This is a genomic window from Micrococcus endophyticus, assembly GCF_014205115.1.
In the GTDB taxonomy this organism is placed as follows: Bacteria; Actinomycetota; Actinomycetes; order Actinomycetales; family Micrococcaceae; genus Micrococcus; species Micrococcus endophyticus.
The window spans coordinates 2,307,059-2,319,036 of sequence record NZ_JACHMW010000001.1 but is presented as its reverse complement, the minus strand read 5'-3'; the positions used below and the strand labels follow the sequence as shown (position 1 = coordinate 2,319,036).

Annotated in this window: 8 protein-coding genes and 1 pseudogene; 5 read left to right on the top strand and 4 right to left on the bottom strand. The window is 70.6% G+C overall.

Features of this window, described 5'->3' with window-relative positions:
• The first annotated feature begins 146 nt into the window (after positions 1 to 146).
• The 5 genes and pseudogenes from HDA33_RS10695 to HDA33_RS10675 all read left to right on the top strand — a co-directional run bounded on the left by HDA33_RS10695 (position 147) and on the right by HDA33_RS10675 (position 5,295).
• A pseudogene (locus HDA33_RS10695) lies at positions 147 to 1,225 on the top strand (iron-siderophore ABC transporter substrate-binding protein).
• 3 nt (positions 1,226 to 1,228) lie between these two features.
• Positions 1,229 to 2,251: a FecCD family ABC transporter permease gene (locus HDA33_RS10690; protein WP_338104342.1), complete on the top strand. Its 1,023-nt coding sequence runs from the start codon at positions 1,229 to 1,231 to the stop codon at positions 2,249 to 2,251.
• Entirely contained in the window at positions 2,248 to 3,324 is a 1,077-nt protein-coding gene (locus HDA33_RS10685; protein WP_184173146.1) for an iron chelate uptake ABC transporter family permease subunit, read from the top strand. The genes HDA33_RS10690 and HDA33_RS10685 overlap by 4 nt, the downstream gene beginning before the upstream one ends.
• Position 3,325: 1 nt before the next feature.
• Positions 3,326 to 4,246: an ABC transporter ATP-binding protein gene (locus HDA33_RS10680; RefSeq protein WP_221432995.1), complete on the top strand. Its 921-nt coding sequence runs from the start codon at positions 3,326 to 3,328 to the stop codon at positions 4,244 to 4,246.
• Positions 4,243 to 5,295 (top strand): siderophore-interacting protein, encoded by a 1,053-nt coding sequence (locus HDA33_RS10675; RefSeq protein ID WP_184173144.1) that lies wholly within the window; start codon positions 4,243 to 4,245, stop codon positions 5,293 to 5,295. The genes HDA33_RS10680 and HDA33_RS10675 overlap by 4 nt, the downstream gene beginning before the upstream one ends.
• A 222-nt stretch (positions 5,296 to 5,517) precedes the next feature.
• On the opposite strand, the gene HDA33_RS10670 is transcribed toward HDA33_RS10675, so the two are convergent.
• Genes HDA33_RS10670 through HDA33_RS10655 form a run of 4 tightly spaced genes read right to left on the bottom strand, consistent with a single transcriptional unit; the run spans position 5,518 to position 11,800 of the window.
• On the bottom strand, positions 5,518 to 6,441 hold the full coding sequence (locus tag HDA33_RS10670; protein WP_184173142.1) for a hypothetical protein: 924 nt from the start codon (positions 6,439 to 6,441) through the stop codon (positions 5,518 to 5,520).
• Between the two features lie 37 nt (positions 6,442 to 6,478).
• Positions 6,479 to 7,024: a Pycsar system effector family protein gene (locus HDA33_RS13045; RefSeq protein ID WP_184173140.1), complete on the bottom strand. Its 546-nt coding sequence runs from the start codon at positions 7,022 to 7,024 to the stop codon at positions 6,479 to 6,481.
• Positions 7,025 to 7,073: 49 nt separating this feature from the next.
• Positions 7,074 to 9,656: a DEAD/DEAH box helicase gene (locus HDA33_RS10660; RefSeq protein ID WP_184173138.1), complete on the bottom strand. Its 2,583-nt coding sequence runs from the start codon at positions 9,654 to 9,656 to the stop codon at positions 7,074 to 7,076.
• Entirely contained in the window at positions 9,653 to 11,800 is a 2,148-nt protein-coding gene (locus HDA33_RS10655; RefSeq protein ID WP_184173136.1) for a site-specific DNA-methyltransferase, read from the bottom strand. The genes HDA33_RS10660 and HDA33_RS10655 overlap by 4 nt, the downstream gene beginning before the upstream one ends.
• Between the last annotated feature and the right edge of the window lie 178 nt (positions 11,801 to 11,978).

Below are 11,978 nucleotides of genomic sequence, written 5' to 3'. Positions count from 1 at the left end.
CTGGGGCGGTCCTCGGCCCCGCCTTGCGTCAGACACTGAGGTTCGCCTAACCTTCCCGGGTTACCTTACGCTGGCATGACCTAATCCCCGCCGGCGGCTCCCCGAGCCGGACGCCCTCCGCGTCCCCGCCCGAAAGGCCACTCCCCATGGCACCGTCCTCCCTGCCCCGCCGCTCCGTCCTGGCCGCCGGCGGCACCGGCCTCGCCCTGCTGCTCGCGGCCTGCTCCACCGGCCCCGCCGGCGGCGGCTCTTCGTCCTCGTCGTCCGCCGCCGACGGCTCCCCCTCCGCCTCGGGCGACGCGGCCGCGTTCCCCCGCACGATCGAGCACGTCTACGGCACCACCGAGATCCCCGCCGCGCCCACCCGCGTGGCCACGGTCTCCTGGGTGAACCAGGACGTGGCGCTCGCCCTCGGCGTCGTCCCCGTGGGCATGGCCGCGGTCGAGTTCGGCGGGAACGCGGAGAAGTCCACGGACTGGTTCGACGCCGCCCTGGAGAAGGTCGAGGGCGCGGAGCGCCCCGTCACCTGGTCGGAGGCCGCGGGCATCGACGCCGAGGCCGTCGCCTCCGTCCGCCCGGACGTGATCCTGGCGGCCTACTCGGGGCTGACCCGCGAGGACTACGACCGCCTCTCCAAGATCGCGCCCGTCGTCGCCTACCCCGAGGACGTGCCCGCCTTCGGCACGCCGTGGCAGCAGAGCACCCGGATGATCGGCCAGGCCCTCGGCAAGGACGCCGAGGCCGAAGCGCTCGTCGAGGACGTGGAGGGCCGGATCGCCGCGGCCGCGCAGAAGCATCCGGCCTCAAGGACGCCACCTTCGTCTACGGCACCGTGGACCCCACCGCCGCGGACCAGATCAGCGTCTACACCCTCGTGGACAACCGCCCGCGCTTCCTCGAGTCGCTCGGCATGAAGCAGGCGCCCGTCGTCACGGCGAACTCCCCGCAGGACCAGGCGTTCTTCTTCACGTGGTCCCCGGAGCGCGCGGACGAGCTCGAGTCGGACGTGCTCGTCTCCTGGGCGTTGGACGACTCCGTGGCCGAGGCCATCGAGGCGGACCCGCTGCTCAGCGCCCTGCCCGCCGTGCAGAAGGACGGGCTCGTGCTGCAGGTGGACCAGCAGGAGGTCCTCTCCGTCTCGGCCATCTCCCCGCTGTCCATCCCGTTCGCGCTCGAGCGCATCGTCCCGCCGATCGCCGAGGCCGCGGCCCGCTCGCGCGGCTGACCCGTGCCCCGCGCCCTGCTCCTGATCGCGCCGGCCGTCCTGGCCGTGCTCGCCGCCCTGGCCTCGCTGGCCCTGGGCGCCCGGCCCGTCCCGGTGGACGCGGCCGTGCGCGCCCTCACCGAGGCCGCCCTCCACGGGCCCGCCGCCGTGACCGGCATGGACGGGGCGGCGGTGCTCTCGCGGGTGCCGCGCACCCTCGCGGCGATCCTCGTGGGGGCCGGGCTGGCCGTGGCCGGCGCGGCGCTGCAGGGCGCCACCCGCAACCCCCTCGGCGACCCGGGGCTGCTCGGCCTCACGGCGGGCGCCGTGCTGGCGTTCGCACTGGGGATCGCCCTCGGGGTGGCCGGCTCGCTGCCGGCCGTCATGGCCCTCGCGATCCTCGGCACCCTCGCCGCGGCGGCGCTCGTCACCGCGGTGGCGGCGGGGGCCGCGCGCGTGAGCGGCCTGCCCGGTCCGCCGTCGCCGCTCTCGCTCGTGCTGGCCGGGGCTGCCACCACCGCCGGGGCGACGGCGGTCACCTCCGCCCTCGTGGTCCTGCACCCGGCCGTGCGGGACCGCCTGCGGCTGTGGACCGTGGGCTCCGTGGCCCGGGCGGACCTCGGCGACGCCCTGTGGCTGGCCCCGGTGGTGCTGGCCGCGGTGGCCGCCGTCGTGGTGCTCGGCCCCGGCATGGACGCCCTCGCCCTGGGCACGGACCTGGCCCACGGCCTGGGGGCCCGGCCCGAGCGCGTGCGGGCGCTGCTGCTGGCCGCCGCGGTCGTGCTCACCGCCGCGGCCGTGGCGCTGGCCGGCACCGTGGGCTTCCTCGGGCTCGTGATCCCGCACGCGGTGCGTCGGCTGCGCCCGCCGGACGCGCGCACCCTCGTGCTCGCCTGCGCCCTGTGGGGCGCGGTCCTGGTCCTCGTGGCGGACACGCTCGGCCGCCTGGTGATCGCGCCGGCCGAGGTCCACCTCGGCGTCACGACGGCGGTGCTCGGCGTCCCCGTGCTCCTCGCCCTCCTGCGCCGCCGGGGGGTGGCGGCATGAGCGGCCGCGGGAGCGCGACCTTCGAGCACGCCGTGGCGCGCGTGCGCGCTGCCCGGCGCCGCGACGCCCGACGCGTCGGCACCGCCCTGGCCGTCCTCACGGCGGCGGTGCTGGCCCTCGTGCTGCTGCGCCTCACGTGGGGCGCGTACATGGTGGCCGTCCCGGACCTCGTGCGGATCCTGACCGGGACCACGATCCCGGGCGCCTCTTTCATCGTGACGGAGGAGAAGCTGCCCCGCGCCGCGGCGGCCGTGCTGGCCGGGGCGGCGCTGGGGGCGGCCGGGGCCCTCTACCGGCGGGGCCTGGGCAATCCGCTGGCCTCCCCGGACGTCCTCGGCGTGACCTCCGGGGCGGCCGCCGGCGCGGTGCTCTGGCAGGCCGCCGCCACCGGCACGGGCGGCACCACGGACGCGGCGCGCGCGGCCGCCGCCCTGGCCGGCGGCCTGATCGCGGCCCTCGCCGTGCTCCTGGCCGCGCGGGGCACGGGCGGGGAGCGGTTCGTGGTGGCGGGCATCGCCGTCGCCGCGGGCGCCCAGGCCGTGGTGGCGGGGACCATGGTGACCCTCGCCGAGCACGACCTCCAGGCCGCCGCCCTCTGGGTGTCCGGCTCGCTGACGGGCGTCACGTGGGGGCGGATCGGACTGCTGGCCGCCGCCGTGGCCCTCGCCCTGCCGCTCGCTGCCTGGCTGCACGGGCGGCTCGAGCCCGCGGACACGGGCGAGGACCTCGCCCACGCCCTTGGCGCGCGGCCGCGGCGCACGCGCCCCGCCGCCCTGCTGCTGGGCGCGGTGCTCGCGGCGGCCGCCACGGCCGCCGTCGGGCCGCTGGCCTTCGTGGCGCTGCTGGCCACCCCGCTGGCCCGCGGCCTGGCCGGAGGACGGCCCTCCCTGGCGGCGGCGGCCCTGGCCGGCGCGGTGCTCGTGCTCGCGGCGGACCTGCTCGCGGCGGAGGCCGTGGCCCTGCTCGCCGACGGCACCCGCCTGCCCACGGGCGTGCTCACCGGGGCCGCCGGCGCCCCGCTCATGATGACCCTGCTGATCCGCGCCGGCCGGCGCGGCGAGAGGACGGCCTGAAATGACTCCCCCGCATCCCGCCGCGGCGCCCGCAGAGCGCCCCGGGGCGGACCCGGCCACGGGCCCCGCCCCGGATCCGGCCCTGCGCCTGCGCGGCGTCCGGCTCGGCTACGGCCGCCCGGACACCCCGGACACGGTGGGGCCCGTGGACCTCGACGTGCCCGCCGGCCGCGTGACCGCGCTGATCGGGGCGAACGGCTGCGGCAAGTCGACCCTGCTGCGCGGCCTCACCCGGCAGCTGCCCCTGCGCGGCGGGTCCGCCGAGGTGCTCGGCCGGGACCTGGGCGCCTACTCCGCGCGGGAGTACGCCCGCACGGTGGCCCTGCTCCCCCAGCACCCCGTGGCCCCCGAGGGCATGACCGTGGCCCAGCTCGTCCAGCGGGGCCGGCACCCGCACCGCGGGCTGTTCGGCGCGGCCGGGGCCGACGACGACGCGGCGGTCGCCCGGGCGCTGCGGCACACGGACCTCGAGGAGCTCGCCGACCGCGAGGTGGCCGAGCTCTCCGGCGGCCAGCGCCAGCGCGCGTGGCTGGCGCTCGTGCTCGCGCAGCGCACCCCCGTGCTGCTGCTGGACGAGCCCACCAGCTACCTGGACCTGGCCCACCAGGTGGAGGTGTTGGACCTGGTGCGCGGGCTCACCCGCCCGGACGGGGACGAGGAGCCCGTGACGGTGGTGGCCGTGCTCCACGAGCTGAGCCTCGCCGCGCGGGTGGCGGACCGGCTCGTCGCGCTGCGGGACGGGCGGGTGGCGGCCGCCGGCACGCCCGCCGAGGTGCTGACCCCCGCCGTGCTCGCCGAGGTGTTCGACCTCGACGCGGACGTTCGGCCGGACCCGCTGCTCGGGCACCCCGTGGTGCTCCCGCGGGGCGCGGCGGACCGCGGCGCCTCCCACCCCTCCCCGACGACCCAGGAGACCCGATGAGCGAGGGCATGTTCGTGGCGCACACGCGCGTGGTGTCCGTGGAGCAGCCGTGCCGCGGCTTCCGGCGGATCGTGCTGGCCGGGCCGGATCTGGAGCGGGCCAGCCCGGACCTCATGGGGCTGCTGCCGCCCGGCACGGCGGACCTGCACGCCCTGTACCGGGGCTCGCGGCCGCGCCGGGATGCGTACGTGAAGGTGCTGATCCCGCCGCCGGGCGGGGTCTCCGCCGACCCGGACCTGTCCGCGGGGTTCCGCGCCGGCTTCCTGGCGATCCCCGAGGCCGAGCGCGGCTGGATGCGCACCTATACGGTGCGGTCGGCGGGGCCGGTGCGGCTGGACGGCCGGCCGGTGCCGTCCCTGACCGTGGACGTGGTGCTGCACGGCGACGCCGACGATCCCGCGGACCCGCACCAGGGGCCGGGCCTGCGCTGGGCGCGCGCCGTGCAGGCCGGGGACGCCGTGAACGTCCTCGTGCCGAGCGCCAAGGCCCCGGCGTGGTCCGCCTGGCGGCAGACCGGCGCGCGGCGGGTGCTCGCCGTGGGCGACGAGACCGCCGTGCCCGCGCTCGTCTCCGTGGCCGAGGAGCTGGCCGACCCGTTCGGCGGGTTCGACGGCGTCGCGGACCTCGTGCTCGAGCTGCCCCACGACGGGCAGGTCGCCGACCTGATCGCCGAGCGCCTCGCCGTCCCCGAGCCGTGGGACTGGCGGCAGGTCACCGAGCTGGCGGACCGGGGCCGCGTCCGCCTGCACGTGGGCCGCCGGGCGCCGGGGGCGCCGTCGGGATCCTGGGCGCACGCCCGCCTCGCCGCACTGCTGGGCGTGGACCCCGACGACGCCGGCGGGCCCGTCGCCCCGCCCGCCGAATCCGCGGACCGCGAGTGGACCGTGGCCGCCCTCGCCGAGGACGAACGGCCCGAGGCCTACGTGTTCCTCGCCGGGGAGTCCGCGATGGTGCGCGCCCTGCGGCGGCTGAGCGTGGGCGCCGGCGGCGTCCCCAAGGCGCACGTCTCCTTCATGGGGTACTGGCGTCAGGGGCAGGCGGAGAGCTGACGGGGGTGGGTGCGCCGCCGCCCCTCCGACGCGGCTGACGCGTCGACGCTCAGGACAGATAGGCGACCGGGAAGATCTCCACGAGAAAGACCGACCGTGCGAGGGCGGCACCCCCGGTCTCACCGGGAACACTACGTGGGCGGGTACGAGGGCGTCCCGCGAGGTGGTCGATTTCGCCCGATACGCCCGCACTATGGAAGGGGTGTCGGCGCCCGCCAATCGCTACCGCCGGAAGGCACTTTGGGCTTTGCGCATGCGGTCTCTGCCACGCTTGGCTTCCAACGCCTTCTCCATCGCCATGCGGGAAATTGTGTTGCGGATGTTGATGGGGATCTCTCTCTTCGTCTCACCCGCCATGATCGCGTCACAGAACATTGGGCCGCACTTTCCACACCATCCTGAGCCCAGGACAACGCCAGCCTGATCGTTTTCGGGCAGCCGCTCAACGGTGATGTCCATCCACAGGTTTGCTGACGGCCCGTTCTTGCAGTCGCAGCTGAAGGCGATGTAGTCGTTCTTCTTGAACTTGTCCCACACCTGCTGCGTCACGACCATCTGGTGGCGTTCTGCGGCCTGCGCGCACTTGGCCGCGTAGTTGACTGGCCTGCCTGCCCAGACAGCTTCTTGCTCCGAGACCACACGCCGGGTGCCGATGCGCTTGACCAATGTGCGCGCGGCGTGGATGCCCACCTTGTATCCCGTCTCCGGCGCATCTGGCCACCGCTTCTCCAGCTGCGCCACGAGGTCCTCGCTGAACGTCTTGATAGTGACCCCTGCACATAGGGCTCGCTCGTAAGCCTTGTCGCCCCAAAACAGGCCGAAGCCGCCGTCTCCTTGTATGTCGATGAAGTTCGCGTCGAACTCGTGGAAAATGCGCACAGCGCCCTCGACGCTGGCCTTATAGATGCGGGCAGTCGACTTGTCATGCTTCCCTGTCCCGAGGTGGGTGGACCCCTTCAGGTCGCAGACCACAGCCACGACTTCTGGCAATTTGATCCAGGTGGTGCTAGATGACGAGGGGATGTCCTTGGCGTCGAATGTGCCGTCCTTGTCCACCACTGGGATGTCGGAGTTGTTCAGCACGGTGTTCACCTCCTCGCCTAGATCATCGAGGAGGGAGGTCAGAAATGCCGGTTTATCACTCATGGGACCCAGGCTACGGAGCCACCCGGACACTCTTGGGCTACCAGCCCAGGACGAGCCCGAGCACAAGCGCCCCCGTTGTCAACAAGGAGAGGTAGCCGATGAGGATAGCTCGGTTAGCCCACGTGTACTTGCGCACCGCCACCTTGGAGTTCGCCACGATCTGATGTGCCACGTGATCGGTCATCACCTGTGGACCCGAAAGAGCCGACCTCAAATGCGCGGCATACTTCGCCGGCTCGGCCGCGAAGTGACGACGTACGTCACCGTAGTAGAGAGGGTTCATCTTGGTCTCGTCGGACTCATGGACGAACTGCGGCAGGAGGCCCTTCGAAGCGCACCCCATGCCCAAAAGCAGCAACCCTCCAGCGATCCATTCCAAGATCGCCATAACGAGTGAGGGCCGACCTACCTCGATGGCCAGGGTAATGAGCCCCGCCGCGAGTACACCGAGGAAGGCCAACACGACGCCGAGTTTGGTCTCCGCGTGCTTCACCCATTCGTTGACATTCGAGAGAACTGTCCATGCGTCGGAGACCATGGTCTCATCGGGTTCACCGTGGGGTGGAGAGGGCGGGGTGCTCACGGTTCCTGGTGAGGTCCACGTGCGCCGGAGCCAGTCGAGGAGGGCCATGTCAGTAGTCCCTTGCGACGCCGGACTCGTAAAGAGCCTTGGCGTCCTGGCCGTCCCGCACCGCCTGCCGCACGTGGTGCTTGGTCAGGTCGAGGACCCTCAGCACTCCCCCCGTCTCGGCAACCGACTCGATGCGGCGGAACTCGTGGCCGTACTGCTCAGCGAAGTCGGCCAGGCCGCGCAACTTGGGCATGGCGTCGGCCAGGTGGTGGCCGTGGGGGTCCACCAGGTCCACCACGACCTGGGCGTCGTGCTGGGAGCTGAAGAACACAAAGTCCGGCCTCAAAGCCATCCAGTCACCACCGCCGTCCTTGTAGGCCACGGCCAGGGACTCCTTGGTGGCTCGGGAGGGGTTGCGGTACCAAGCCTTGAAGCCGGGCTGCTTGCTCTCGGAGTCGAGGACCTTGCGCTCCCACTCATTGAGGTCGATGGGTACGGTCCCGTCCTCGGCTGAGGTCAGGTGTAGGCGACGCACGGGCAGGTCATGCTCGGTACCGTCCTTCTCGCGGGCCTTGCGGTCGGCCTGCGCCACCTTGGGAGCAGTGAGGGAGATGCGTTCGGGCTGGGTGGACATGCCTTCCAAGCGGTCGTACTCGGCCTGCCGCTCGTCGCTGAGGCCCTTGCGGGCCACGCGGGTTTGGGTGAGCCAGTCGCGGGCGAGTTCGTCGGCCTCCTGCTCCACGTCGGCCACGATCTCGGGCACCCACCCGAGGGCAGCGACGATGATGTTGGCCTCCAGCAGGTCCACGTCTTCCTCCGGTCCCACCAGGTGGTCGACGTAGGCTGCTGCGAGGCTCTTGGTGAGCAGGCGGGCGGCGTGCTGGTAGGAATCCTCGATGGCGCGCGGGTCTGCGCTGACCTCGAAGGACTTGTAGGAGAAGCCCTCCTTGCCCACCCGTCCCCGGGCTTCCTCGCCGGTCATCGTGAGCACGTCTGCCCGGGCCTGATCGACCTTGGTCTTGTACTGAACGGCCCGACCATCCAGGACCGCGCAGAGGTGGCTCTGGGCCTTCGCTACTGCGCCGTCGATCAACCCGTCCTTGGACAGCGCCGTGGCCAGGGCGTCGAGCCTGCGGATGGGCTTGACGTTCTTCTTCGGGATCGTCACCGAGGGAATCTGCTCCAGCAGGTCCCAGACCTCCTGCGGCACCTCGGGGTTGGGCTCCAGCCGCACCGGGTCGAAGAGCACCCTGCGGGCCTTCTGGGTCTCCTCGTCGCCCTCGCCCTGGTCTGAGTCATCGACCGCAGTCTTGCCCTTCATCAGCATCTGGGCGATGGCCGTGGAGGTCTTGCGGTCGAAGTGCGGCAGCAGGCAGTCCACCGAGTTGAGCACCTCGTTGCCCGGGATGCGCCGCGCGAGCGGGGTGCGCATCATCCGACCGAGCAACTGATGGACGTATGTCGAGTCGTTGCGCGTCCGGAAAGAGACCAGCACCTCGGCCCGGGGGCAGTCCCACCCGGTCGAGATGGCCTCCATGGCGAGCAGCACTCGGATGTGCTTGGCGTCCTGCACGCGCTGCGGGGCGATGTAGGGCACGGGCTGCTGCCCGACCAGCAGATCGGTGTGGGTGCCGAAGACGTGGGCGACAGCCTCCAGCGGAAGGTCGGGCCACTCGTCATAGACCACATCCAGCACGCGCGCCAGATCGGCCTCTGTGGGCTTGTCAGCCACCTGCACCACCAGGAGCGGCACCACTGGGTCGGTCTCCTCCTGCTCGGCGGCGTAGGCAGCCCAGGCAGCGGTCGAGTCCTTGACCCGCTGCACCGCCCGTCGCAGCAGCGTGGTGTCGAAGTTCCCCTCCTCGGTCGGGATCGTCAACACGATGTCGTCCTTCAGCAGACCGGACGCCTGCACCAGTGCGGAGTCGACCTCGACCGGGGGCAGAGCCGTGCGGTTCGTGACCTTCTTCATCGCCTGCGTGAAGCGATCCACCGTGGCCGAGATGCCGAAGACCACCGGCATGGCCGGAGCGCCCGAGCCACCGTTGATCAGGCGCAGCACGATGCTGTCGCGGTCCTTGCCGCTCTTCATGCCCCGGTGTGCCTCATCGAGCACGAAGTACAGCGTGCGTCCCTCTGCCTCGACGGTGTTGCGGATCACGTCATAGATCGTCTGCTGCACCATGTCCGGCGTCGGCTGGAACAGACGGGGCTCGTTCGGATTGTCGGGGGTCGCTCCGCGCACCAGACGAGCATTCTTGGACAACTTCTGAGCGTTCAGGAAGTAGACCATCCCCGGGGCGAAGGCGGTCTCCGAGAACGTGTTCTCGATGACCCGCAGCCGTGAGTCCAACTCGCTTGCCGCCGCCTGAATCCGTGCCCGCGACTGCTCGTTGAGGGACGGGTCGTCGGAGAACCACAGCACCGTTGCGCCGGGGTCTGCTGGAAAGTCGAACTCGTCCGAGCCGAAGAACAGCGCCTCGATGATCGCCGCCGCCATCACGGTCTTGCCCGCACCCGTCGTCGCCGCGAGGGAGAACTGCGACAGGGAGCCGTATCGCTGGAAGGTGTCACGTGCCTGCTCCAACCGGCGCAGGGCCTCGTGCACCGCTTCAGCCTGGTAGTCCTTCAGCGTGTACCTCATGCGCGTGCCCTCCGGTTGATCATGAAGTTGTGCAGGTAGGACTCATACAGCCGCACGGCGGTCACTCGCGCGGGAAGGTCCCGGCAGGTCATCTGGAAGGCGGCATCCGAATCCGTCACCACGAACACGGTTTCGACCGTCTCGACCTCCGCCACCCGCGCCACAAAGTCGCCCATCTGGTCGATGTTCTCCAGCACCCCGTACGCCTCGGCCACGTCCCAGCCGTCCTCACCCAGGTCGTCAATGACTCGACCTCGCGATCCCGCCCGCAGCCACAGCATTGGAGCAACCCGCTCGAACGCCCGGTGATGCCGGATCGACAGCGGGTCCTCGTAGGTGAGCGTGAAGAACGCGGCGTTCTCCTCAAACCCCTCGGCCATCGGGAACTCGTCCGTGAACCGATAGTCACCCTTGATCGGATCGCCCTGTGGTGTCTCGCCCGTGATGGCGGCAGTTACTCGGGGCTTGGTGATGTAGTCGCAGATGCCGAGCGCTTCCCAGTCGGGGTCGCCCGGACGCAACCCCTGCTTGCGCAGGCCGCGCTGCTCCTCGGCGCTGACCTCATTGTTGGTGACGCTGATGCACTGGCGCTTGCCGCTGTCCTGCTTGTTGAGGCGCATGATGGCGTGTGCAGTCGTGCCCGAGCCGGAGAAGAAGTCGAGGACAGTCGCGTGAGGCTTGCCCTTTACGAAGAAGCGGAGGGCATCTTCGACCGCATACAGCGACTTCGGAAACGGAAACTTCCGAGCGGGAACGAACTTCTCGACAAGACGGCTTCCGCTGTTGCCAGCATCATGCGCGGTGATCCGCCAAATATCCGTTGGGACAAATCTCGCTTGGTAGGCACTCCCGTCCGTGATTACCGACCCATCTGGGCGATGACCGACGATGCTGAAGGTGCCGTTGGCGACCTTTGCCCGTTCGCCCTGCTTCAAGTAGTAGACAGTCGTCTGCTTTTGCTTCCAGGGACCCAACTTGACGAACCCACCCGACATCGCTTCCCTCAACGCGTTCGGCGAAATCTGCCACCGACCTTCTCTGCCGTCTGCACGAATGGGCCATATCGCCGTTGTCCCCTGTGGTGCTGAGGCGTTTTCCCAGCCGTCTCCATAGAAAGGATCACCGATCGAGTGGAACGTTCCCTCTCCACCCTCGGTTTGACACACGTAGATGGGGTAGAAGAGGTTCGGGTGGGTCGTCCTGAAGGGCTGAGTGCCCGAGCGGATCAGTCGTGCCCAGTACAGGTCCTGCTTGTTCTTGGTGCCAACGGGATTCCATTCCGCCGACAAGGGGAGTGGCATAGGCGCGGACGTACCCACCTGGACGAAGTAGATGTACTCCGAAGCGCGGTTGAAGGTCCCGCTACGTGTGGACCCCCCGGGTGTGATCGAGGACGTGATCATCGTGATCCTCGCGTCGGGAAAGATCTGCTCCAGGAGCAGCCCCAGCCGCAGGTACTCCTTCTCGTCAATCGTGACGATGAGCACGCTGTCCTCGGGGTTCAGTAGTTCCTTGGCGATCTCCAGCCGTCGCTCCATGAAGGCGAGCCACTTCGAGTGCCGGTAGTCGTCGTCCCCCTCGACGTAGTTGTTGTTGTACTTCCAGTCCTTCGCCCCGGTGTTGTACGGCGGGTCGATGTAGATGGCGTCAATCGAGTGCCGGTGGGTGTAGGTCAGCATCTCCAGCGCGTGATAGTTCTCGGCGTTGATCACCGTGTGGAAGGGCTTGTCCCCGCCGCGCTCCACCCGCCCGGTCTCGACCAAGCCGGGGTAGATACGGTCGCGGAACTCGGCCACGACCACCACGTCTTCGACCAGCGCCGACTGCTGCTCGGGCTGCTCGGGCTGCTCTGCCTCGAACTCGCTCAGGTGCGCCACCCGCGTGCCGTCCACGCGCTCGATCCGGTCTACCCGCCAGAGCCGCTGGTCGCCCTGCTTGACCTCGCCCCGGGGCGGGAGGACCCGCACCTTGTCACCACGACGCACAGCACGCCCGGGCAACTCCACGGCCTCCGGCTGGTGCTGCTCGAAGACCAGGCCAAAGGTCCGCCGCTTGGTCAGGGCAACGATCTCGGCTTCGAGGTCCTTGCCCAGTTGCTCGTCGGCCTTGCGCGCCTGCCGCAGTAGTTCAGTCAGTCGTGACAATACTCAGTGCCCCTTCATGCTTGCGAGTGCCTCGTGGCCCGCTTCGTCCATCCTAGGGACGGGACCAGACAAGGGTTCGGAACACGCCACCCGTCATGCCGTCCCCCTGCGGGCGTCGCCGTCGTCACCCAGCCTCTCGGGCACCTCCCCCCACCCCCGGAATATCCCGCTCCCCGCG